This is a genomic window from Geomonas sp. Red32, assembly GCF_023652955.1.
Classification (GTDB): Bacteria; Desulfobacterota; Desulfuromonadia; order Geobacterales; family Geobacteraceae; genus Geomonas.
In genome coordinates this window covers 168363-191448 of the sequence record NZ_JAKLOY010000008.1, presented here as the reverse complement: position 1 = coordinate 191448, position 23086 = coordinate 168363, and the positions used below count along the sequence as shown (strand labels likewise).

Here is a 23086-nt window from a genome sequence, read left to right as displayed (position 1 = left end):
GGGGCGCCGGAGGGGAAAGGGGATCAGGCGTTGTACTCGTCCTTGCGGATGCCGTACTTCTTTATCTTGCGGTAAACAGTGGCCATGTTGGTACCCGCCTCGCGGGCGGCGGCTTCGACGTTGCCGTGATTCTTTCTCAAAAGGCCACGCAGGTATTCGGTCTCGAAGCGGGTAAGCGCCTTGTTGTATTCCCCTTCCTCGGTGGGAGCCTCGGCTTCCACTGTTTCGGCAGGGGCGATCTCGACGAACTGGGAGAGCACAGGGAGCGTGATGTAGTCGCTGTCCTCCAGGGCGATGCAGGCTTCGATAACGTTCTTGAGCTGGCGGATATTGCCGGGCCAGCCGAACTCCACCGCCGCTTCCAGGGCGTCGTGGGCGAGCCCCTTGATGTGGGTGCCGAACTTCTTGTTCTGGAGGCGGATGAAATGGGCCGCCAGCAGGGCGATGTCCCCCTTGCGGTCCCTGAGCGGGGGGAGGTGGAGGTTGATCACGTTGAGGCGGTAGTAGAGGTCCTCCCGGAATTCGCCGGCCTTGATGGCCGTCTTCATGTCGGCATTGGTGGCCGATATGATCCGCACGTCCACCTTGATCGGGTTCGGGTCGCCGATGCGGTGGAATTCCTGTTCCTGGAGGAAGCGGAGAAGGGTCTTTTGCACCTCCATGGGAAGGTTCCCGGCCTCGTCGAGGAAGAGGGTGCCGCCGTCGGCGGTTTCCAAAAGGCCGCGCCGGTTTTCGGTGGCTCCCGTGAAGGCCCCCTTCTTGTAGCCGAAGAGCTCGCTCTCCAGAAGGGAGGCGGGGAGGGCGCCGCAGTTGATGGCGACGAACTTCTTGTCTTTTCTGGGGGAGTTGTAGTGGATGGCCTGGGCGATCAGCTCCTTGCCGGTTCCCGACTCGCCGGTGATGAGGACCGACGTGTCGCGGACGGCGAGCTTTTCCACCTTTTCCAGCACTTCCTTAAGGGACGAGGAGGCACCGATGATGTGGTCGAACTTGAAGCGCCCCACGAGCTCTTCCCGGAGCTCGCGGTTCTCCTCGAGGAGCTTGGTGTGCGAGAGGGCGTTTTTGACCCGGTAGAGGAGCTCCTCCGGTTCGAACGGCTTGGTGAGCATGTCGTAGGCGCCCTTTCTCAGGGCCTGGATCGACATCTCGACGGTGGCGTAGGCGGTCACCATGATCACCGGGATGGTGGGATCCTTCTGTTTCACCTTCTGGAGGAGCTCCAGGCCGTCCATTCCCGGCATCTTGATGTCGGTGACCACCAGGTCCCACTGTCCGGGCTGGAAGGTTTCCGCCGCTTCGAAGGAGCGGGTATAGGCGGTCACCGCGTAGCCGTTGTCGCAGAGGACCGCCTCCATCATCCGGCAGAGCCCCTCCTCGTTATCGACCAACATGATCCGTTTTTCAGCAGTCACTGAATACACCTCTTGAGACTAATAATTCCCCCTCCCCTGGAGGGAGGGGGCGAGGGGGTGGGGGAATCCGGTTCTAATCTACAGCGCGTCGTACTCGTCGCGGTTGACCGGCAGGCGCACGATTACGGTGGTGCCGACCCCGATCTCGCTGTCGATGCCGATCTTGCCGTGGTGCTGCTCCACGATCTGCCTGGTGATGGCGAGGCCGAGCCCGGTGCCCTTCACCTTGGTGGTAAAGAACGGCTCGAAGATCTTCTCGATATTCTCCTGCGGTATCCCGGCTCCGTTGTCGCTGAACTTGAGACATACCGCCCCATCCTCGGTCATCCCGGTGGAAACCACCAGCCTCCCCCCTTTTTGCATGGCGGCGCCGGCATTGAGAATGAGGTTGATGGCCACCTGCCGCAGCTGGTCGCCGTCCACCATGACCTCGGGAAGGGAGAGGTCGAACTCTTTCTGGACCGTCACATGGTGCATGTCGGTGTGGTTGGCGGCGAAATCGACGATCTGGCCGAGCAGGGCGTTGATGTCGGTCTGTTCGAGCACCGGTTTCGGGGTGCGGGCGTAACTCAGGAGGTCCTGGACGATCTTCTTGCAGCGTTTGCTCTCCCGCTTGATCTCGTGGATGTACTTGTAGTTGGGATCTTCGGGGGTGAGTTTCCCTTCGAGATAGGCGGCGTAGCCGAGGATGACGCCGAGCGGGTTGTTGATCTCGTGGGCCACCCCGGAGGAGAGCACCCCGAGCGAGGCCATCTTTCCCTGCTGGGCGAGGTTCGCCTCCAGCTCCTTGTTGTGCTTGATGATCTGGGTCATCCTGTTGAAGGCGGCCGCCAGTTCGCCGAGCTCGTCGTTGCTCTCCACCGCGATCCGTTCGTCCAGGCGCCCCTGCTTGACCTTGCGGATCACCGACATCATCCGGCTGATGGGGTCGGTCATCACCCGCGCGGCCACAAAGACCAGCAGCACCGAGATGATGCTGACCAGGATGGTGAGCACGACCATGCTCTCCATGATGCGCCCCTTGATGGCGTTGGCTTCCTGGTAGAACTCGTCCTCGTAGGAGCCGACCGCCACGATCCAGTTCCACGGCTTGAAGTACTCGTAGCGGACGATCTTCATCCGCGGTTCCTTATCCCCGGCGTTTTTCCAGGGATAACGGATCCAGCCGCTTTTCCGTTCGCACATCTCCCGGATGAAGTGCTCCCCGCTGGAGTCGGTGGCGTCGATGAAGTTCTTTCCCTCGCCGGTGGGGTGGATCATGAAGTTCCCGGAGCCGTCCAGGCAGAAAACGTAGCCGGTCTTCCCTACCTTCTTGCTCTTGATCTTCTCCTTCAGGGCGGCAAAGGAGCGGCGCTCGAAGTCGACGTCGTCGTAGGTCTCCTCCAGGTAGCCGCCGGCCGCGATGATCCAGTCCCAGTCCTTGAAGTAGCGGTAGGCCACCACCTTCTTCCTGAGCTTCTTATCGCCCAAGGTGGCGTTTTTCCAGGGGTAGACGATGTAGAGGACCTCGCCCGGTTTCGATTTCACCGCCCGCTCGCACATCTCCCGGATGAAGTAATGCCCCTTCTCGTCCCGGCTGTTGAAGACGTTGGCGCCTTCCTGGGCGACGTGGACCTTCAATTCTCCCTTGCTGGTCATGACGTAGATGTAGCCGGTCTTGCCGACGTTCACCTTGGAGAGGGCGTTGTGCGCTTCCCGCTTGGCGGTGGCGAGGTCGATCTTTCCAAGCAGGTACTGGCGCTGCTGGGTCTTGGCCACGTTGTAGGCCAGCTCGGTGAGGGTCGCGAGGTCCTTGTCGAAGCTGTTCTCTTTATCTTCCTTGTAGACCTGGAACTGCTGGTAGTGCGAGTTGAGGAGGTCGACCGTGTAGGCCGCCATGTGCTCGAGGTCGTCCTTACTGGTCTGGGTGATGCCGAGGTAGGCCTGTTTGGTGGAGATGTAGCCGATGACCCCGCCGACGATGAAAATCGGGATGATCACCAGCGGGAGCACCAGCACCACCATCTTCCAGCGGAGCTTCAGGTTATTTATGAATGCGAAGATGTATTTCTGCATGGTCTCGCCTGGAAGTGATTCGAAACGGGGTTTTGCGGATATTAACGTATACGCTGAGAGAAAGGCCAGAAATTTTTGCAGAAATGCGAAAAAGGGAGGGCAAAGGCGAGAGACAATAGAACGCGGATGACGCGGATTGAGCGGATCTACGCGGATAAACCTTAAAAGCGAGGCGTGAACCGTTTTATTGTTAAGGCCAAAGACTTAGGCTGTAACCTTCTTAGAGTTTAAGCCTTTGCAGTATCCGCGTTAATCCGCCCAATCCGCGTCATCCGCGTTCGGGTTGGAGGGTGTTTGGCAGTAACCTTTTAAAGTTTTGAAGCCTTTGACGTATCCGCGATAATCCGCTCAATCAGCGTCATCCGCGTTCCAATGCTTTGTATTGTGTTAATGCACAACCCGGCCTGTGCTATACTTCCCCTTCGCCGCTATACTAGTTACCCATGGAGCCCATCTTGGAAATACCCTCCTACCCGGAGTCCCGTCCGATTGCCCTCGAGGACAAGCCGCACCTGGACGCGCTTTTCGCAGCCCTTCAGCCCCGCATCTCGGAGCTTACCTTCGCAAATCTCTTCCTCTTCAGGAAGGTACATAATTACCGGCTGACCATGGTGCGGGACTCGGTGGTCGCCTTGGGGTGCGGCTACGACAGCCGCCCCTATTTCCTTCCCCCGTTCTCGGGAGACGCCATCTCTTCCGCGCGGGAACTGATCGGCCAGGGGCTCACCCTGTACGGTGCCGACGATCCCTTCCTCGAAAGGCTCGGCTCACTCGACGGTCTCGAGGTGACCCCTGACCGCGACAACTTCGACTATCTGCACGTGAAGGAGGAGATGGCCCAGCTAAACGGCAAGGCCTACCACCGGAAGAAAAACCGGGTGAACTACTTCATGGTGCGCCATCGCCACCAGGTCGAGATGTACGGCGACCAGCACCGGGAAGGGGCGCTGGCCCTTTTGGAGGAGTGGCGGAGAATCCGGAGCGAGCAGGGGCCGGGTTCGGCCGACAAGGAGGCTGCCGGGGCGGCTGAGGCGCTCACCCTTTACAAGGAGTTGGGGCTGTCGGGTCTGGTGATCCTGGTGGAAGGGGTGGTGAAGGGGTTCGCACTGGGCGAATGCCTCAACGACTCCACCGCGGTCTGTCACTTCGAAAAGGGGGACCTCTTCATGGAGGGGCTCTACCAGCTGCTGGACCGGGAGTTCAGCAGGCTCCTCTTCACCGGCTGTACCTATCTCAACCGGGAGCAGGATCTCGGGGTGGAATCGCTTCGGCAGGCGAAACTCTCCTACCGGCCGGTGGAGCTCGTCAAAAAATATAGGATCAAGAAGATAGGATCCCCCTCCCCTTGAGGGAGGGGGGAAGGGGGTGGGGGAAGCTTCCAGTTAAACGGGAATGAGGGGCGAAACTTTTAGGTGCTCCTCAAGGTACTCGCAGAGCGTTTCTGCGGCCTGGCCGAAATCCTCCATGTCGAGGTCGAAGTCGGCCACCCACTGCCGGTTTTTGTAGTAGACCTTGTCGTAGTAGTCCTTGATGAGCCCTTCCATGAACGGCTCCATCTCCCAGCGCTCGAGGTTCCCCGCCAACTCGTCGCACCGCTTGCCACCGAGCTTCTTCCTGATCCGCTCGAGAGCCTCGCCCATCTCCTCCCGGTAATCCGGCCGTCCGTATTCGTCGATCAGCCGTCTCACCCGGGTTTCGATGGACGCCGAGCACCACACCCTGATGCCGGCCGCCATCTTCTGGTAGAAGTCACCCGGGAGGCGGACCTTCCCGATCCGCTCGCTTTCCCCTTCGAGGATCACCGGAACCCCTTTCGGCGCGCTCCGCAGCGCGTCCCACAGCAGGGTCTCGAACCGCTTCTGGCTGAGGGTTTGGTTGAGCCCCAGCTGCCCGAATGCGGAGCCGCGGTGGCAGGCAAGCCCCTCCAGATCGACCACGGAGCATCCCCTATCCTGCAGGTGGGTGAGCAGGGTGGTCTTGCCGATGCCGGTCATCCCATGCAGGACCACCAGCGGAAGCTCGGAGCTGTACGGCTCGAAGAATTCCGATACTTTGGCACGAAAATCCTTGTATCCCCCGACGAGCTGCACCGCCTCGTGCCCGGTCAGGTCGAGGATGGAGGTCACCGTCTTGCTGCGGAGCCCTCCGCGCCAGCAGTAGACGAGCAGCGGCTTGCCGCCGGCTTTCCCGGCGATCTCCTCGACCATGGCGGGGAAGCGATGGGCGGTGAGGGCGAGCCCGCGCTGGCGTGCGGGGTAGGGGCCCTGCTGCTTGTACATGGTCCCGATCTCGACCCGCTCCTCGTTGGTCAAAAGGGGAACGTTGATGGCGCCGGGAAGGTGGTCCTCCTCGAACTCGAGAGGGGTCCGTACATCGACCGGGAGGTGGGTGTCGAGAAGGCTTTCGGTGAAGTGAATCGTCTGAGGCAAGGTTTGCTCCGTTTGTATACCGTTTCTGTCCGGGCGGTCCGGCCGGCGCCGGGCACTCCCGGCGGGTGGCGGACTGCCGCAACCGGTGCATTATAGGGAGATGGGGAGCGCATTGCAAGGCGGTCGTCAGGGGAAGGGAGATAGGGCGCAAGGCGCCTTTTCTGTTGAGACCTTCTCACTAATATGGTAGCGTTACCTGTTTTTACATCCCTTTATGCAGATAGCAAGGAGATCCCATAGATGTTTGGAGCGCTGATCAAGAAGTTTGTTGGGAGTAAGAACGAGCGGGAACTCAAGCGCATGTGGCCCGTCGTAGAACGCATAAATCAGCTGGAAAGCGAGATGGTCAAGCTGAGCGACGAGCAGCTCAGGGCCAAGACTTTTGAATTCAAGGAGCGCTACGGCCGCGGCGAGAGCCTCGACAATATGCTCCCCGAGGCCTTTGCCGTATGCCGCGAGGCGGGCAAGCGCGTGCTCGGCATGCGCCACTTCGACGTGCAGCTGATCGGCGGCATGGTCCTTCACTCCGGCAAGATCGCCGAGATGAAGACCGGTGAAGGTAAGACCCTGGTGGCGACCCTTCCCTCCTACCTGAACGGCATCAGCGGCAAGGGTGTCCACGTGGTCACCGTCAACGACTACCTGGCCCGCCGCGACGCCGACTGGATGGGGCGCATTCATAAGTTCCTCGGCCTCAACGTAGGGGTCATCGTGCACGGGCTGGACGACGACGAGCGCCGCGAAGCCTACGCCGCCGACATCACCTACGGCACCAACAACGAATTCGGCTTCGACTACCTGCGCGACAACATGAAGTTCGACCTGGCCGACTACGTCCAGCGCCCGTTCAACTTCGCGGTCGTCGACGAGGTCGACTCCATCCTCATCGACGAGGCGAGGACTCCGCTCATCATCTCCGGCCCGACCGAAGACTCCACCGACAAGTACTACATCATCGACCGCATCATCCCGCTCCTCAAGAAGGGTGAGATGGCCGAGGTCGAGGCCAATACCCTCTCCGGCAAGAGGAAGACCTACACCGGCGACTACACCGTCGACGAGAAGTCCAAGCAGGCCACCCTGACCGAGGAAGGGGTCCTGAAGGTCGAGAAGCTCCTGAAGATCGAGAACCTCTACGATCCCCGCAACATGGAGATCCTCCATCACACCCAGCAGGCGTTGCGCGCCCATGCCCTCTTCAAGCGCGACGTCGATTACGTGGTGCGCGACAACGAGGTCATCATCGTCGACGAGTTCACCGGCCGCCTCATGCCGGGGCGCCGCTGGTCCGACGGCCTGCACCAGGCCATCGAGGCCAAGGAAGGGGTGAAGATCGAGAACGAGAACCAGACGCTCGCCACCATCACCTTCCAGAACTACTTCAGGATGTACGGGACCCTCTCCGGCATGACCGGCACCGCCGACACCGAGGCCGAGGAGTTCCACAAGATCTACAAGCTGGACGTCGTGGTCATCCCGACCAACCGCCCGCTTCTGCGCCCGGACTTCCCGGACGTCATCTACAAGACCGAGGCCGAGAAGTTCGCCGCGGTCATTGCCGAGATCAAGGAGCTGCACGAGAAGGGGCAGCCGGTGCTGGTCGGTACCATCTCCATCGAGAAGTCCGAGCAGCTCTCCGAGCTCCTGAAGAGGGATCGGATCCCGCACTTCGTCCTGAACGCCAAGCAGCACGACCGCGAGGCGGAGATCGTCGCCCAGGCTGGCCGCAAGGGGATGGTCACCATCGCCACCAACATGGCCGGCCGCGGTACCGACATCCTCCTCGGCGGTAACTCGGACGGCATGGCCCGCCAGGAGTTCGGCGGCACCCCCGAATCGCGGATGCGCGAGTTCATGGAGGCCTTCGACGCTGCCACCGACAAGGAGCTCGACGAGGACGAGCTGATCGCCACTCTCGCCCAATCCTTCCCGACCCTGGAGAAGGTGGTGGCAGGCTACGTGAAGGGGCGCGACACCTACGAGTTCGACGTCCTGGAGGAGCTGGTCCTGGCCGAGTTCCAGAAGCAGTTCGACCAGCTGGTGGAGAAGTTCAAGCCGATCTGTGCCGCCGAGCACGACGAGGTCATCGCGCTGGGCGGCCTCCACATCCTCGGTACCGAGCGCCACGAATCCCGCCGTATCGACAACCAGCTGCGTGGCCGTTCCGGCCGCCAGGGTGACCCCGGCTCCTCGCGGTTCTACCTCTCGCTGCAGGACGACCTGCTCCGCATCTTCGGCTCCGAGCGCGTCTCCATGATCATGGACAAGCTCGGCATCGAGGAAGGGGAGGCGATCACCCACGGGCTCATCACCAAGGCCATCGAGAACGCCCAGAAGAAGGTCGAGGCGCACAACTTCGAAATCCGCAAGCACCTGATAGAGTACGACGACGTCATGAACAAGCAGCGCGAGGTGATCTACACCCAGCGCAAGGAGATCCTGGCGGGTAACGAGATCCGCGAGAGCTTCATGGGGATGGTGGACGAGACGGCGCGCGACATCATCGCCGCCTACGCTATCGACAAGGTCCCGGCCCGCGAGTGGGACTGGAGCGGTATCCAGGACACCATCTTCAAGGTCTTCGGCTACCAGCTCGATCTCCCCGCCGAGACCATCGACCGTCTCACCGTGGTCAACTTCGAGGAGTTCCTGAGAAACGAGGCCCGTTCCCGTTTCACCGCCCGCCTGGAGGAGTTCGGCGAGGAGCTGATGGACCACCTGATCAAGGTGATCATGCTCCAGGTCATCGACGCCCAGTGGAAGGACCACCTCCTCGGCATCGACCACCTGAAGGAAGGTATCGGCCTCAGGGGCTACGGCCAGAAGGATCCCAAGCAGGAGTACAAGCGCGAGGCCTACCAGCTCTTCATGGACATGATGGCCAGGATCCGCGAAGAGGTAGTGGAGAAGATCTTCTGGGTCCAGGTGGCCCGCGAAGAGGATCTCGTGCCGGACGAGGAAGGGGATGTCGCCCCGGTCGAGATCCCGCAGCGGAGGACCTTCAACCTTGCCGAGGAGCGCACCGTCCTGCAGGTTCCCGCCAAGGGGGCCAAGACCGCCGGCAGAAACGACCCCTGCCCCTGCGGCAGCGGGAAGAAGTACAAGAAGTGCTGCGGCAAATAAAACTTCCGCGCTATATAATTAATTAAAGAATTGCCGGTTCTGGTCCGATCACCATATAAGCTCGTCAGTAACCGGCTCCCCCACCTTCAAGAACGGGGCGGGGGTGGCAAGGGGTGCACATGAAGCTCAAAGGTTTCAAGTTTTCCGCTGTCGAGGCGGCCATCAAGAAGCCGGGGCGGCTCGACCTCGCCCTGATCTTTTCCGAAATACCGGCCCATGTGGCGGCCGTTTTCACCACCAACAAGGTGGTGGCGGCCCCGGTGGTCATCTCCCGCGAGCGGGTAAAGAGCGGCAGCTGCCGGGCCCTCTTGGTCAACAGCGGCAACGCCAACGCCTGCACCGGCGAGCAGGGGATGGCCGACGCGCTTTCCTGCGGCCGGAGGACCTCCGAGGCGCTCGGTATCTCCGACGAGGATCTCCTCATCGCCTCCACCGGGGTCATCGGGCAGGCGCTCCCCATGGATCGCTTCAAGAAAGGGATCCAGCCCCTGGTGGACGGACTCTCCATGGGGACCCTCGAGCAGGTCTCCGAGGCCATCATGACCACCGACACCTTCCCGAAACTCGAGAGAAGGAGCGGTGAGGCCGGCGGCGTTTCCTACGAGCTGCAGGGGGTGGCCAAGGGGGCCGGCATGATCGAGCCGAACATGGCCACCATGCTCTCCTTCCTGGTCACCGACGCCGCGGTCGATCCCGCCTTCCTGCGCGAGGCCTTCGCCGGCGCGGTGGACGGATCCTTCAATGCCATCACCGTCGACGGCGACACCTCCACCAACGATACCGCGCTCGTCATGGCCAACGGTGCCGCCGGCAACCCCGTCATCAAGGCGGGAACCCCCGAAGCGGCCGCCTTTAAGGCGCTGCTCGACGAAGTCCTCCTCTCCCTGGCCAAGCAGATCGTCAAGGACGGGGAGGGGGCGACCAAGTTCGTCCAGATCAGGGTCAAGGGGGCGAGGAGCCAGGCCGAGGCCAAAAAGGCCGCCAAGTCGGTGGCCAACTCGCTCTTGGTCAAGACCGCCTTCTTCGGGCAGGACGCCAACTGGGGGAGGATCATTGCGGCGGTCGGCTACTCCGGCGTGGACGTCGATCCCAACCGGGTCGGCATTCTCTTCGACGACGTGGTCATGGCCGCCAACGGGGTCTTCCGCGGCGGCGACGCCGAGGCGGCCGGCAGCGAAGTGTTAAAGCAGAAGGAATTCAACGTCACCATCGATCTGCAGTTGGGGAGCGGGGAGGCGGTGGTTTATACCAGCGATCTCTCCTACGACTACGTCCGCATCAACGCGGATTACCGGACCTGATATTCAATAGCTTTTTCCCGCGGAGGGCATGATGACTCTCAACAGGCTTTTGGGCACCGTGGCTGCGGCCTTGCTGTTTTCACTCTCCTTTTGGGCACAGTCGGAGGCGAGTGACCTCAAGATCACCGAGATGACGGTCACCACCAAGATCGTCAAGGGAAACCCCATCGACTCCGTCTGGCGGATCTCCTCTTCATCGGTGAAGGCGCTCTACTGCTTCACCCGTATCCTCGCCCCCAAGGGGACCGATACCACCATCAAGCATGTCTGGTACCGGGACGACGAGGCGGTGAGCGAGGACGAGATGCCGGTCAAAGGTTCGCACTGGCGCACCTACAGCAGGATCGGCGTCCAGAAGGGCGAGTCGGGGCAGTGGCGCTGCGAGGCCCAGGACGGCGAAGGCAACGTGATCAAGTCGGTCAGCTTCAAAATGAACTAGCGGAGAACCCAGCGAGACTATGCGATCGTTCAGACCACTCAGGGTGGTCCTCCTCCTGACAGCACTGATACTTTGGACGGTACTGCTCCTTGCATCCAACGCCTCGGCGGCCCAACCTTCGGCCCGCATCGATGCCCTGGTCCAGGAAGCCATCTCCAGGAACCTGATCGCCGGCGGCGTGGTGCTGATCGGCAGCCACGACCGGGTCCTCTTCGAAGGGGCCTACGGGCGGGTCTCGCCGCTTCCCCAGTCGCGGCCGATGACCGCCGACACGGTCTTCGACCTGGCCTCCCTCACCAAGGTGATCGCCACCACACCCGCGGTCCTCAAGCTTGCGGAGGAAGGACGGCTATCCCTGCTGGATCCGGTGGTCAAGTGGTTCCCGGAACTGGCTCACCACGGCAAAGACGCCATCCTCATCTTCAACCTCCTCACCCACACGTCGGGTCTCGACGACATCCCCCTCTCCAACGATAATGCCCTGAAAAGCGCCATCGATGGTGCCGCCAGCCAGCGCCTCAAGGGCGACGTCGGCTACCGCTTCAAGTACGCCGACCTGAACTTCATCCTGCTGGCCGAGCTGGTAAGGCGGGTCACCGGCGAGCCCCTCGACGTCTACACGAGAGAGTCCTTCTACCAGCCGCTGGGGATGAACGACACCGGTTTCAATCCCAAGAACCGGGAGCGCTGCTCCGCCACCATCTACGACGACCGCCTCATGCAGGGAGACGCCCAGGATCACCTGTGCCGTCAGTTGGGCGGCGTGGCCGGTCATGCCGGGCTCTTCTCCACCGCGTTCGACCTGGCGAGGTTCTGCCAGATGATGCTCTACGGCGGAACGCTGGACGGCAAGACCGTCCTGGCACGAAGGACGGTGGAGCAGATGACCGCTCCCTACTTCGCCAGGGGAGGGGACGTGGTTCGCGGCCTCGGGTGGGACATCTCGTCGCCGTACTCCGCCCCGCGCGGCGGCTTCTCGGCGGTTTCCTTCGGCCACACCGGCTACTCCGGCTCCTCGGTCTGGATCGACCCGGTCTCCGATACCTTCGTGATCTTCCTCACCGCCCGGCTCGACTACAAGAATGTGCACGAGTTCAACAAGTTGCGCGGAAATCTCTCCACGCTCGCCTCCCGGATCTTCGGTCTTCCTCCCCAGGGAGGGAAGTTCGCCGGCTTGCATGATCGGTGATTAATCAGAAAGGGCAAAAACCTTGACACTCGGCGGCCCTTTGTGCTAGTTTTTTTTACCTTTTTTCCTCCCTAAACCGGCCTGAGGAGAGACATTTTCCGGGGCCGGCGGGGAGAGTTGAACCACCCGCATCCGAACCGTTTGCAGTAGAGGGGGACTAGATGGGCAACAGATTGCTCCTCGCCGATGACAGCATCACCATCCAGAAAGTCGTGGCGATCATCTTTGCCAACGAGGAGTTCGAGCTGACCGTGGTCGACAACGGTAACGCCGCCCTCGACAAGGCCAAGGAGATCCAGCCCGATCTGATGCTGGTCGACGCCCTGATGCCCGGGAGGAACGGCTACGAAGTCTGCGCCGAGATCCGCCGCGACCCCAAGCTTAACGCGGTGCCGCTGCTGCTTCTGATCGGTGCCTTCGAGCCGCTCGACGAGGAGAAGGCCCGCAGCTGCGGGGCCGACGCCACCATCACCAAGCCGTTCGAGTCCCAGCAACTGATCGACAAGGTCAAAGAACTGCTCGCCCTCGGCAAGACCAGGGTTGCCGCCCCCGTGCCGCAGCCTGCGCCTGCCGCCGCGCCGGAACCGGCCTTCTCCAACGCCGAAGACGTCTGGGGCGATCTCTCCGGCCTCGATACCATGGCCGAGCCCGCTCCCCAGCCGACGCCCGCGTTCCAGGCCCCGCCGGCCGCTCCTGCTGCACCGGCTCCCCAGCCCACTCCCCAGCCTGCTGCGGCTTCCTTCGCGGCCCCGGCTGCACCGGCTGCACCGGCTGCGCAGGAGGAGATCATGGAGGCAACCCTGGAAGACGATCTCTGGGGAGCTTTCGAGATGGAGGCTCCCGGCGCCCCCGATGCTGCCGAGACCTTCGGGGTCGTCGAGGGAGATGTCGAGTACGAGGCCGAGGAGTTCTTCACTTTCGAAGAGGAAGGCGACGACGTCGAGGAGACCGGCCCCCCCCTCGAACTGGTGGAAGAGCCGTATGAGCCTGCCGCCGAGGATGTCTTTGGCTTCCAGGAAGAGGCCGTTACTGCCGAGCCCGTGGTTGCTGCCGAGACCGTAATCGAACCGATGCCGCTTCCGGAGTACGAGCCGTTCTCCCTTGAAGAGGAGAACGTCACCCCGGTCGAGCCGGAGCCGGCCCCGTCCTTCTTCGAGCAGCAGGCGCCTGCAGCGAGCTTCTTCGAAGCGGCCGCGCTGGAGCCGGTGGCGCCGCCGGTCTTCGAAGCACCTCAAGTCCAGCAGCCTGCCTTTGCTCCCCAGGCGCCGGTTGCCGCACCCGTTTCCGCCGCACCCCTGGCCCCGGCCCAGCCCGTCGTCACCGGGATCACCGAGGCGGATCTCGAGGCCGCCATCGCGCGCATCTCCCGGGAGGTCATCGAAAGGATCGTCTGGGAAGTGGTTCCCGATCTGGCCGAGGTGCTGATCAAGGAAGAGATCAAGAAACTCAGGGCGGGCGTCAAGGGATAACCACCCCGGCTGCCTGGATCAATCACCCGCACGTACCGCAAGAGGGGATTTCACGATCCCCTTTTTGCATTGTGAATATGCCGAATCAATTTGCAGCGCATTACATACGAGGTTAGTGTCAGATGGCAAAACGAGAGCTGGAAAAGGTATACGAGCCGCAGAGCGTTGAACAGAGATGGTACAAGGAGTGGGAAGGGAAGGGGTACTTCCATGCCACCGTCCCCTCCGATAAACCGGGCTACAGCATCGTCATCCCCCCCCCGAACATCACCGGTGTCCTTCACATGGGGCACGCGCTGAACAACACCCTGCAGGACATCCTTTGCCGCTGGAAGCGGATGAGCGGCTACAACGTCCTCTGGATGCCCGGTACCGACCATGCCGGCATCGCCACCCAGAACGTGGTGGAGCGCCAGTTGGCCGCCGAAGGGAAGGACCGCTTCGAGCTCGGCCGTGAAGGTTTTATCGAGCGCGTCTGGAAGTGGAAGGGCGAGTCCGGCGGGCAGATCATCGGCCAGCTCAAAAGGCTCGGCGCCTCCTGCGATTGGGAGCGCGAGCGCTTCACCATGGATGCCGGGCTCTCCACGGCCGTGCGCGAGGTCTTCGTCCGCCTTTACGACGAGGGGCTCATTTACCGCGACAACCGGCTGATCAACTGGTGCCCGCGCTGCCACACCGCGCTTTCCGACATCGAGGTCGAGCACGAGGATAAGGCCGGTAACCTCTGGCACCTCCGCTACCCGGTGGTGGGGAGCGACGAGTACGTGGTGGTGGCCACCACCCGTCCGGAGACCATGCTGGGCGACACCGCAGTGGCCGTCAACCCGGCCGACGACCGCTACAAGCACCTCATCGGTAAGAAGGTGCTCCTCCCGCTGGTCAACCGCGAGATCCCGGTGGTCGCCGACGACTACGTCGACATGGAGTTCGGGACCGGCGTGGTGAAGATCACCCCCGCCCATGACTTCAATGACTTCGAGGTCGGCCTGAGGCACAACCTCGACAAGATCAACGTCTTCGACGAGTCCGGCGTAGTCAACGCCGCGGGCAAACAGTACGAGGGGATGGACCGTTTCGCCGCCCGCAAACAGGTGGTGGCCGACCTCGAGGCCGACGGCCTCTTGGAGAAGATCCAGGACCATGCGCTGTCGGTGGGCGGCTGCTACCGCTGCAAGACCGTCGTCGAACCGTACCTCTCCCTGCAGTGGTACGTGAAGGTGGGTCCCTTGGCCGAGCGCGCGCTCGCCGCGGTGAAGGAAGGGAAGACCAAGATCGTCCCGCAGCAGTGGGAGAACACCTACTACGACTGGATGGAGAACATCCGCGACTGGTGCATCTCCCGCCAGATCTGGTGGGGCCACCGGATCCCCGCCTGGTTCTGCGATCACTGCGGCCACGTCACCGTCGCCAAGGAGGATCCCACCAGCTGCTCCAAGTGCGGCTCGGATGAGATCCGCCAGGAGACCGACGTTCTCGATACCTGGTTCTCCTCCGCCCTGTGGCCGTTCTCGACCATGGGATGGCCGGAGAAGACCCCGGAGCTCTCGGCTTTCTACCCGACCTCCACGCTGGTCACCGGCTTCGACATCCTCTTCTTCTGGGTGGCCCGCATGATGATGATGGGGCTCCACTTCATGGACGAGGTCCCCTTCAAGGACGTCTACATCCACGCCCTGGTGCGCGACGCCCAGGGGCAGAAGATGAGCAAGTCCAAGGGGAACGTGATCGACCCCCTGACCGTCATCGACGCCTACGGCACCGACGCCTTCCGCTTCACCCTGGCCGCCTTTGCAGCCCAGGGTCGCGACATCAAGCTCGCCGAGGAAAGGATCGCCGGCTACCGCAACTTCGCCAACAAGATCTGGAACGCCTCCCGCTTCGCCCTCATGAACCTGGAAGATTTCGACCCGAAAGCCATCGATCCGGCAACTCTTTCGCTCTCCAATGCCGATAAGTGGATCCTCTTCCGGCTGAACGAGGCGGCCGCCTCGGTCGACGACGCGCTCACCAACTTCCGCTTCAACGAGGCGGCGAGCGACCTGTACCGCTTCACCTGGAGCGAGTTCTGCGACTGGTACATCGAGCTCGTGAAGGATGACCTCTACAAGGGCGACGGCTCCCGCCAGACCACCGCCAAGTACGTCCTCTGGATGGTGCTGGAGAACCTCCTCCGGCTGCTTCATCCGTTCATGCCGTTCATCACCGAGGAGATCTGGCAGGCGCTGCCGAGGACCTCGGAGGAAGAGAGCGTGATGATCGCCAGCTACCCGACTCCGCGTGAGGAGTGGAAAGGCTTCGCCACCGCCGCCGCCGAGATGGAGCTGGTGATGGACGTCATCAAGGGGATCAGGAACATCAGGGGCGAGATGGAAGTGCCGCCGAGCAAGCAGATCGCCGCGCTGCTCGACTGCAAGTCCGCCGACAGCCTGGCGCTTCTCAAGCGGAACGAGGTGTACGTGATGAGCCTCGCCCGTCTCTCCGATCTCGCTATCGGGCAGGGCGTCGAGCGTCCCGCGGAGGCCTCGCTGCAGGTGGCGGGCGACGTGGAGATCGTCGTGCCGCTGCGCGGCCTGGTGAACGTTGAAGAAGAGGAGAAGCGCCTCAACAAGGAGATCGCCAAGATCGAGAAGGACATCGAGTTCCTCTCCAAGAAGCTCGAGAACCCGAGCTTCGTTGAACGCGCCCCTGCCGACGTGGTCGAGAAGGAGCGCGAGAAGGTCACCGAGTTCGCCAACAAGAAGACACTCCTCGAAGAGAACCTCGTCAAGATTCAGCGCCTGAAATAACCCTGCAACGTCTATCGTAGGGTGGGCACTATGTGCCCACCCTTTTGTTTGTCCGATCGCACGCGATTAACCGGTGATGGCGGGGCAAGACCGCGTGGCCACGGGGGTATAGTCCTGTATGATGGCCATGGTTAGTCCTGCGATGGCTATGGTTAGTGCTTCGATGGCTATGGTTAGTCCTGCGATGGCCATGATTGGACCGGTGAAGATCATCATACCCGAAACGATTGGGACGTTCCGGAGGAAGAAGGGCCATCGCGGAATTATGAAGGGGACCATCACGGGATTGTTACGGCTCCCTTGATGCCAACATCGTTGCCGTCGGCTCCGAAATGCGGACATCTCACGTTGTAACAGCTTCACGCGGTGCTAAGAAAGCAGTGTGTCAGCCCATCGGTCGCCGTCTTCGACCCAAACTTCGACATCTACGGTCTATCCATCCCTGTCCATGACCCAGAGATGGCCATGGGCTGAAGCCGCCATACCTATCGCAGGACCAACCATACCTATCGCAGGACCAACCATACCTATCGCAGGACCAACCATCGCAATCGTGGGACCAACTCTCTCTATGGCAGAGCCGAGCATCCCTACAGCAGAGCCAAGCATCCCTATCGCCAGAGCCGAGCATCCCTATCGCAGAGCCGAGCATCCCTATCGCAGAGCCGAGCATCCCTATCGCAGAGCCGAGCATCCCTATCGCAGGGCCAGCCATCCCTATCGCAGGGCCAGCCATCCCTATCGCAGAGCCAGCCGAACCTATCGCAGAGCCAGCCGAACCTATCGCAGAGCCAGCCGAACCTATCGCAAAGCCAGCCGAACCCATTGCCGGGGGAAGTAACCCTACCGCAGGGCCCATCGGCACCTTCCGCGTTAACGTGCATTATCATCGCAAGACCATGACTCCCATTTCAGAACCCCAAGCAGCTTGCTGGCAGGACTACGCAACCATTTCTCACCTTCCAGGGGCGGCACGGATGGGGGGCTGGGAAGCGAAACGACTAGCATTTCCTTTGAAACCGCCGCCTCTTTCTGTCATACTACAGCGAATTTTCCATTCATTAACGAAGAGGTCCTCTTTTGCAGCTTCCCGTCGTCTTCCTGGCAGGCCAGCCTTTCGCCTTCGGTGCTATCGTTGCCTTTGTGATCGGCGCGGTGGTCGGATCCTTTCTCAACGTCTGCATCTACCGGCTTCCCAACCACGAGTCGGTCGTCTTTCCTCCTTCCCACTGCCCCAACTGCGACTACCAAATCCGCTGGTACGACAACATCCCGATCCTGAGCTATCTGCTGCTCAGGGGGCGCTGCCGTAAGTGTGGAGAGCACATCTCGCTCCAGTATCCGCTGGTGGAGTTGTTGAACGGCCTCCTGACCCTGGCGCTCTTCTGGAAATTCGGCTTCGGGCTGATCTTCGCCATTTTCTTTGTGTACTCCAGCACCATGGTGGTGCTGACCTTCATCGACCTCGAGCACCAGATCCTTCCCGACGTCATCACCCTTCCCGGCATCCTCGCCGGATTCGGCATCTCCTTTCTCTTTCCGGAGTTTGGCTGGCTCAGTTCGCTGATCGGCATCCTCGCCGGGGGAGGGAGCCTGCTGCTGATCGCCTACGGCTACCAGTTGCTCACCAAAAAGGACGGCATGGGGGGAGGGGATATCAAGCTCTTGGCCATGATGGGGGCTTTCTTCGGCTGGAAAGGGGTGCTCTTCATCATCTTTGTCGCCTCCCTTCTCGGCTCGGTGATCGGCATCAGCGTTATGCTGGCCCAGAAGAAGGATTCCAATCTGGCCATACCCTTCGGCCCGTTCCTGGCCGGGGCATCGCTCATCTTCATTTTCTTCGGGAGAAGGATCATCTACTGGTACCTGCACATAGGCAGCTAGTCTGCCGATGGACGTCTGCGGTGCTCATCCGGCACCGGCATTAACGGGCACAATGAAACCTTTCCGTTTCACCCTCACGTTTCACATCCTTGCCTCTTTGAGCGCCCTGCTGGTGCTCACCTGGATACTTCTCTCTCTCATCTCGTTCAAGACCGCCGAGAACGACCTCTACCTCATGAAAGGGGAGGAGGGGAAGTCCCTGCTGGCCTCGGTGGGCGATCTGCTTCCCCGCCCGTTGACCGCTCCTCCCCCCGGTTCGGCAGCGGACCGCTACCTCGCGCAGCTCACGAAGTGGAAAGGGTACGCCGGACTCCTCGTGGTGCGCGACAACGGAGAGACCGTCGTCTCCATCAAGGACAAGCGCGGGGGGGATCCGCAGCTTTACAGCGTTCTTTTGGGCGGGCGCCCCGGCTTCCAGGTATCCCGGGACGGGCGCTACGGCCGGTGCTATGCGCCGATCACCGACGGGGGACAGATTGTCGGAGCCGGCCGGCTGACTTTCTCCCTGGCGACCGAGCAGCAGCGGTTAAAGGAACAGCGCCAGTTGCTCCTTACCTACTTCACGCTCGATTTCCTGCTGTTATTGCTGTTCGGCAGCTACCTCTTATCGCGCAGCGTCGTGGTCCCGATCCGCAGGCTGCTTTCGGCGACCGGCCGGATCGCCGCCGGGGACCTCCAGGGCACCGTCAACGTTCGAGGGAGCACCGAAGTCGCCGAGCTCTCCAATGCCTTTAACCTGATGGTCATGGCCCTGAGGGAAAAGCAGGAAGAGGTCGAGGAAAAGGTTGCCTCCCTCAACCGGGCCAACGCCGAACTGCGCGAGGCGCGTAACGAGACGGTACGCTCCGAAAAGATGGCCTCGGTCGGCCTTTTGGCAGCGGGGATGGCCCACGAAATCGGCACACCCCTCGCCGCCGTCATGGGATACACCGACATCCTGGCGGATGAACTTTCCAGCGACGAGGAGAAGTCCGATTACCTGAGGAGGATAGGGGAGGAAACGCGCCGGATCGACCGCATCGTGCGAGGGCTGCTCGACTTCTCCCGTCCGCGTCCGGCCGTGCGCGAGGAGGTGGAAGTCCGCTCCCTCTTCGAAAACATCGTGGAGCTGCTGGGAACCCAGGGGGTGCTCAAGCAGCTCGAGGTGAGAATAGAGGCCGGAGCGGCGCTCCCAGACATCCGGGCCGACCGCCACCAGTTGGAGCAGTTGCTCATCAACCTGATCATGAACGCGAGAGACGCCATGCCGCAGGGAGGGACCCTTTCGCTGATCGGACGGAGCGACGGGGACGAGGTGCTCATGGAGGTGCGTGACACCGGGATGGGTATGCCGCCGGAGCATCTGCCGCTGGTATTCGATCCCTTCTTCACCACCAAGGAACCGGGGAAGGGGACCGGGCTCGGGTTAGCGATTGCCGCCCGCATTGCCGAGTCGTGCGGAGGGAGAATCACCGTGCAAAGCGAGGTCGGCAAAGGAAGCAGCTTCGTGCTGAGAATTCCCCACATCTAGCCACGGAAACACCGAGAAAAACAGATCTAGCCACGGAGACACGGAGGACACGGAGAATTCTGGGGAAACCACAAATCAAAAAGCTATTAATGTAGAGTTTGAGTTCTTTCGTTGTACTCTAGATCTTGGTTTTCTCAGAAGTTACTCCGTGTCTCCGTGGCAAATGTTTTAACAGGAGTGCCATAAATGCCTGACAAGAAGAGAATACTCGTCGTCGATGACGAGGAGAACCTTCGCCATATGCTTCAGGTGATGCTGAAGAAGCAGGGATACCTCGTCGATACCGCCGCCAACGGGGCCGATGCTCTCGAAAAGCTCCGGGAGACCAGGTACGACTTCACCCTCTGCGACATCAAGATGCCGGTCATGGACGGCCGGCGCTTCCTCACCTCCTGCGCCGAGGCTGACCTCGGCGGAACCACGATCATCATGATGTCCGCTTACGGCTCCATCGACGACGCCATCGATTGCATGAAGCTTGGCGCCTACGATTACATCTCCAAACCGTTCAACAGCGACGAGATCTCCCTGGTTCTGAAGAAAGCGGAGGAGCGCGAGCGTCTGAAGGCGGAGAACCGCCGCTTGCGTGAGCAGGTGGAGGCTGGAAAGGGCTTCAACGGCCTGATCAGCTGCAACGCCGAGATGGCCGAGGTCTTCCAACTGATCCAAAAGTTAGCCAGCCACAAGACCACCGTCCTCATCGAGGGGGAATCCGGCACCGGGAAGGAGCTGGTGGCGCGGGCGCTGCACTACCATGGCGCCCGTTGCGACGGCCCCTTCGTGGCGGTCAACTGCGGCGCCATCCCCGCCGCCCTTTTGGAAAGCGAGCTCTTCGGCCACGTGAAAGGGGCCTTCACCGACGCCACCCACGACCAGTCCGGGCTCTTCGAGCAGGCGGACGGCGGCACCCTCTTCCTCGACGAGATCGCCGAAATGCCGCTTCCCTTGCAGGTCAAGCTCCTGCGCGTACTGCAGGAAGAGGAGATCCGCCGGGTCGGTTCCCCGACCTCGCAGCGGGTCAACGTCCGGGTGGTTTCCGCTACCTCCCGCAACATGGCCGAGGAGGTCGCCGAGGGGCGCTTCCGGGAGGACCTCTTTTTCCGTCTCAACGTCTTCACCATCTCCATCCCGCCCCTGAGGGAGCGGATCGAGGACGTCGAGCTCCTGGTCGATCACTTCCTCAACAAGTACGGCACCGCCATGAACCGGCCCGGCGTCCGTCCCTCCGACGAGGCGCTCCAGGCGCTGAAGCGGTACCAGTGGCCGGGTAACGTGCGGGAGCTGGAGAACTGCATCGAACGCGGCCTCGTGCTTTGCGAGTCGCAGGAGCTGGGTCTTTCCTGTCTCCCCGAGAGCGTGCGCCGGTCGGCCGGCACGGCGCGGCGGATCACCGATTACGTGAGCTCGCTATCCATCAAGAAAGGGGCTGAGGCGCTGGAGCGTGACCTCATCGCCAAGGCCCTGGAGCAGACGGGAGGTAACCGGACACACGCGGCGAGGCTTCTCGAAATCAGCCACCGCGCCTTGCTCTACAAACTGAAAGAGTACGGGATGGGGTAGGTCGCGACTTTTTGCGTAATGCGTCACCCGTTGTGAAAAGATTTCATAGTAATATTCCCGCCCGCTGTGGTACCCTTTTGACACAACTATCCGTTTCTACGACTATTACCCCTCGATAAAACTAAGAGTTTTTGGTGGCATGGAAGTTGCTCCCACACTGGCAGCCCCAAAAACGGCACCTTTTTGCCGTAAGGAGAAAGCCTCGCATGTTGGTTCGGTTTCGTCCCCTCGTTTTAGCCGTCCTCGCACTTGCCGCCCTTGCTTCCCCGTCCTTTGCCATGTCGGAAGGATGCAGCGGAGATTGCGCATCCTGCCATTCCATTACCCTCGATGAGGCCAAAGGCATCATGAAAGGCCTCGCTACGGTCAAGGATGTCAAACCTTCCGCCGTGAGAGGGCTCTACGAACTGACCCTGGAGAAGGATGGCACCACCGGGGTCGCCTACCTCGACTATTCCAAAAAGCACCTGATCGGCGGACAGATCTATGACATCGCCGCCCGCCAGCTCGTCAGCGGTGCTCCTGCTTCCCCGGCCAAGAAACCGGCCGAGCACCTCGACCCCTCCACGCTCACTACCGACCATAGCGTCATCATGGGTAACCCCAAAGGGGCCAAGAAGCTCTTCGTCTTCACCGATCCCGAGTGCCCCTACTGCTCCAAGATGCACGAGGAGCTCAAGAAGCTGGTGACGATAGAGCCGGACCTCACGATCTATATCAAGCTCCTCCCGCTCAAGATCCATCCGCACGCCTACGACAAGGCGAGGCTGATCGTCGCGAAGAGATCCCTGAAGCTTCTCGAGCAGTCCTATGCCGGGAAGAGCCTTCCCACCCCCGGTGCTCACGAGGGAAAGGCCGCGGTTGACGAGAACATCCGCTATGCCGAAGCGGCCGGGATTTTCGCCACCCCGACCCTGGTTTTCTCCGACGGCCGGATCAAGCCGGGCGTCATGGACGCCAAGAGCATCAAGGCGCTGCTTCAGTAGGTTCCTCCCCCACTTGAGGGGGAGTCTGTCAATCTACCTTCCCTCCCCCTCTGAGGGGGAGGGGTAGGGTAGGGGGGAGGCCGGCCTCGGTACTTCATGGATGCTTCCCCCACCCCCTTGCCCCCTCCCTCCAGAGGAGGGGGAGTACGAGAAAAAGGGCGCCGGCGGCGCCTGAGGAGGCAGTGTTGAAGTTCATGGTGGGCCTGATGGCTCTTTTGCTGGTCGCTGCTTCAGCTACTTTGGCGGCGGCCGATAATCTCGACGTGAAAGAGGCGAATGCGCTTTTGTCCGGGCTCGGGGTGACCGTCAAGGAAGTCCACGATGCGCCGGTCTCCGGCATGTGGGAGCTCATCCTCGAAAAGAGTGGCGAGCGCTCGGTGGCCTACCTCGACCACGCGAAGAAACACCTGATGCCGGGACCGGTTTTCGATCTCACCACGAGGTCGCTCGTGGGTGCGCAGGTGCGGCGCCCTCCCATGAGCCCGACCAAGGTGGACGTCTCCTCGCTCCCCAAGGAAGATTCCATCGTCCTCGGCAACCCGGCCGGCACGAAAAAGATGTTCGTCTTCACCGACCCCGACTGTCCTTTCTGCAAGCAGTTGCACTGGGAACTGCTCAAGCTGGCAGGCATGGAGCCGGACCTTACCATCTATATAAAGATGTTCCCGCTCAAGATGCACCCGAAGGCCTACGACAAGGCACGGGTGATCCTGGCCAAGCACTCTCCGAAGCTGCTCGACAAGGCCTTTGCCGGTGAGGAGATCCCCGCTGCCGGGGCGAACGACCCGAGCGCTCCGGTCGACGCTTCCCTCAAATTGGGCGAAAAGCTCGGCGTGAGCGGGACCCCGACCATGGTGCTTCCCGACGGCCGGGTAATGACCGGCGTGAAGAGCGCGGTAGAGCTGAAGAAACTAATTTCCCTGTAGCATTCACGAGTGGGTTG

15 protein-coding genes are annotated in these 23086 nt (G+C 61.5%); 12 read left to right on the top strand and 3 right to left on the bottom strand.

The features are described from left to right. Positions 1-23: 23 nt before the first annotated feature. Together L4X63_RS19190 and L4X63_RS19185 are read right to left on the bottom strand one after the other, a co-directional pair. Positions 24-1412 (bottom strand): sigma-54-dependent transcriptional regulator, encoded by a 1389-nt coding sequence (locus L4X63_RS19190; protein WP_250680275.1) that lies wholly within the window; start codon positions 1410-1412, stop codon positions 24-26. A 78-nt stretch (positions 1413-1490) separates the two neighbouring features. Continuing rightward, positions 1491-3467 (bottom strand): cache domain-containing protein, encoded by a 1977-nt coding sequence (locus tag L4X63_RS19185; RefSeq protein WP_250680274.1) that lies wholly within the window; start codon positions 3465-3467, stop codon positions 1491-1493. Positions 3468-3922: 455 nt separating this feature from the next. Here L4X63_RS19185 and L4X63_RS19180 point away from each other — a divergent pair, with 455 nt between their 5' ends. After that, positions 3923-4816, top strand: a complete 894-nt coding sequence (locus L4X63_RS19180) for a DUF2156 domain-containing protein (protein ID WP_250680273.1) — start codon at positions 3923-3925, stop codon at positions 4814-4816. A gap of 33 nt (positions 4817-4849) precedes the next feature. Here the strand turns inward: L4X63_RS19180 and mnmH are convergent, their stop codons facing one another. Next, positions 4850-5896 (bottom strand): tRNA 2-selenouridine(34) synthase MnmH, encoded by a 1047-nt coding sequence (gene mnmH, locus L4X63_RS19175; RefSeq protein WP_250680272.1) that lies wholly within the window; start codon positions 5894-5896, stop codon positions 4850-4852. A 240-nt stretch (positions 5897-6136) separates the two neighbouring features. Between mnmH and secA the strand changes: the two genes are divergently transcribed. From secA to L4X63_RS19120, 11 genes are all read left to right on the top strand, one after another. Beyond that, positions 6137-9019 carry a preprotein translocase subunit SecA gene (gene secA / locus L4X63_RS19170; protein WP_250680271.1) on the top strand — a complete coding sequence of 961 codons (2883 nt, stop codon included), beginning with the start codon at positions 6137-6139 and terminating at the stop codon, positions 9017-9019. A gap of 119 nt (positions 9020-9138) precedes the next feature. Further along, entirely contained in the window at positions 9139-10320 is a 1182-nt protein-coding gene (argJ, locus tag L4X63_RS19165; protein WP_250680270.1) for a bifunctional glutamate N-acetyltransferase/amino-acid acetyltransferase ArgJ, read from the top strand. A gap of 28 nt (positions 10321-10348) precedes the next feature. Then, complete coding sequence (locus L4X63_RS19160; protein ID WP_250680269.1) at positions 10349-10759, top strand: DUF2914 domain-containing protein; 411 nt, start codon at positions 10349-10351, stop codon at positions 10757-10759. A gap of 19 nt (positions 10760-10778) precedes the next feature. Beyond that, positions 10779-11948: a serine hydrolase domain-containing protein gene (locus L4X63_RS19155; RefSeq protein ID WP_250680268.1), complete on the top strand. Its 1170-nt coding sequence runs from the start codon at positions 10779-10781 to the stop codon at positions 11946-11948. Positions 11949-12109: 161 nt separating this feature from the next. Next, entirely contained in the window at positions 12110-13417 is a 1308-nt protein-coding gene (locus L4X63_RS19150; RefSeq protein WP_250680267.1) for a response regulator, read from the top strand. Positions 13418-13539: 122 nt separating this feature from the next. Then, entirely contained in the window at positions 13540-16203 is a 2664-nt protein-coding gene (locus L4X63_RS19145; protein WP_250680266.1) for a valine--tRNA ligase, read from the top strand. Positions 16204-17283: 1080 nt separating this feature from the next. Continuing rightward, positions 17284-18087, top strand: coding sequence for a prepilin peptidase (locus L4X63_RS19140; RefSeq protein WP_250680265.1), 804 nt, complete (start codon positions 17284-17286; stop codon positions 18085-18087). A 52-nt stretch (positions 18088-18139) separates the two neighbouring features. Further along, positions 18140-19597, top strand: a complete 1458-nt coding sequence (locus L4X63_RS19135) for a sensor histidine kinase (protein WP_250680264.1) — start codon at positions 18140-18142, stop codon at positions 19595-19597. Between the two features lie 186 nt (positions 19598-19783). Continuing rightward, the gene (locus L4X63_RS19130) at positions 19784-21157 is read left to right on the top strand and encodes a sigma-54-dependent transcriptional regulator (protein WP_250680263.1); all 1374 of its coding nucleotides are present in this window, start codon (positions 19784-19786) and stop codon (positions 21155-21157) included. A 347-nt stretch (positions 21158-21504) separates the two neighbouring features. Further along, positions 21505-22143 carry a DsbC family protein gene (locus L4X63_RS19125; RefSeq protein ID WP_250680262.1) on the top strand — a complete coding sequence of 213 codons (639 nt, stop codon included), beginning with the start codon at positions 21505-21507 and terminating at the stop codon, positions 22141-22143. Positions 22144-22337: 194 nt separating this feature from the next. Continuing rightward, positions 22338-23069, top strand: a complete 732-nt coding sequence (locus L4X63_RS19120) for a DsbC family protein (protein ID WP_250680310.1) — start codon at positions 22338-22340, stop codon at positions 23067-23069. The last annotated feature ends 17 nt before the right edge of the window (positions 23070-23086 follow it).

Excerpts from the sequence above, each read along its gene's own strand:
- L4X63_RS19150 (WP_250680267.1), top strand. The coding sequence starts at position 12,110 with ATGGGCAACAGATTGCTCCTCGCCGATGACAGCATCACCATCCAGAAA.
- L4X63_RS19135 (WP_250680264.1), top strand. The coding sequence starts at position 18,140 with ATGAAACCTTTCCGTTTCACCCTCACGTTTCACATCCTTGCCTCTTTG.
- L4X63_RS19125 (WP_250680262.1), top strand. The coding sequence starts at position 21,505 with ATGAAAGGCCTCGCTACGGTCAAGGATGTCAAACCTTCCGCCGTGAGA.
- L4X63_RS19160 (WP_250680269.1), top strand. The coding sequence starts at position 10,349 with ATGATGACTCTCAACAGGCTTTTGGGCACCGTGGCTGCGGCCTTGCTG.
- L4X63_RS19145 (WP_250680266.1), top strand. The coding sequence starts at position 13,540 with ATGGCAAAACGAGAGCTGGAAAAGGTATACGAGCCGCAGAGCGTTGAA.
- L4X63_RS19120 (WP_250680310.1), top strand. The coding sequence starts at position 22,338 with ATGGTGGGCCTGATGGCTCTTTTGCTGGTCGCTGCTTCAGCTACTTTG.
- secA (WP_250680271.1), top strand. The coding sequence starts at position 6,137 with ATGTTTGGAGCGCTGATCAAGAAGTTTGTTGGGAGTAAGAACGAGCGG.
- L4X63_RS19155 (WP_250680268.1), top strand. The coding sequence starts at position 10,779 with ATGCGATCGTTCAGACCACTCAGGGTGGTCCTCCTCCTGACAGCACTG.
- L4X63_RS19130 (WP_250680263.1), top strand. The coding sequence starts at position 19,784 with ATGCCTGACAAGAAGAGAATACTCGTCGTCGATGACGAGGAGAACCTT.
- L4X63_RS19185 (WP_250680274.1), bottom strand. The coding sequence starts at position 3,467 with ATGCAGAAATACATCTTCGCATTCATAAATAACCTGAAGCTCCGCTGG.
- argJ (WP_250680270.1), top strand. The coding sequence starts at position 9,139 with ATGAAGCTCAAAGGTTTCAAGTTTTCCGCTGTCGAGGCGGCCATCAAG.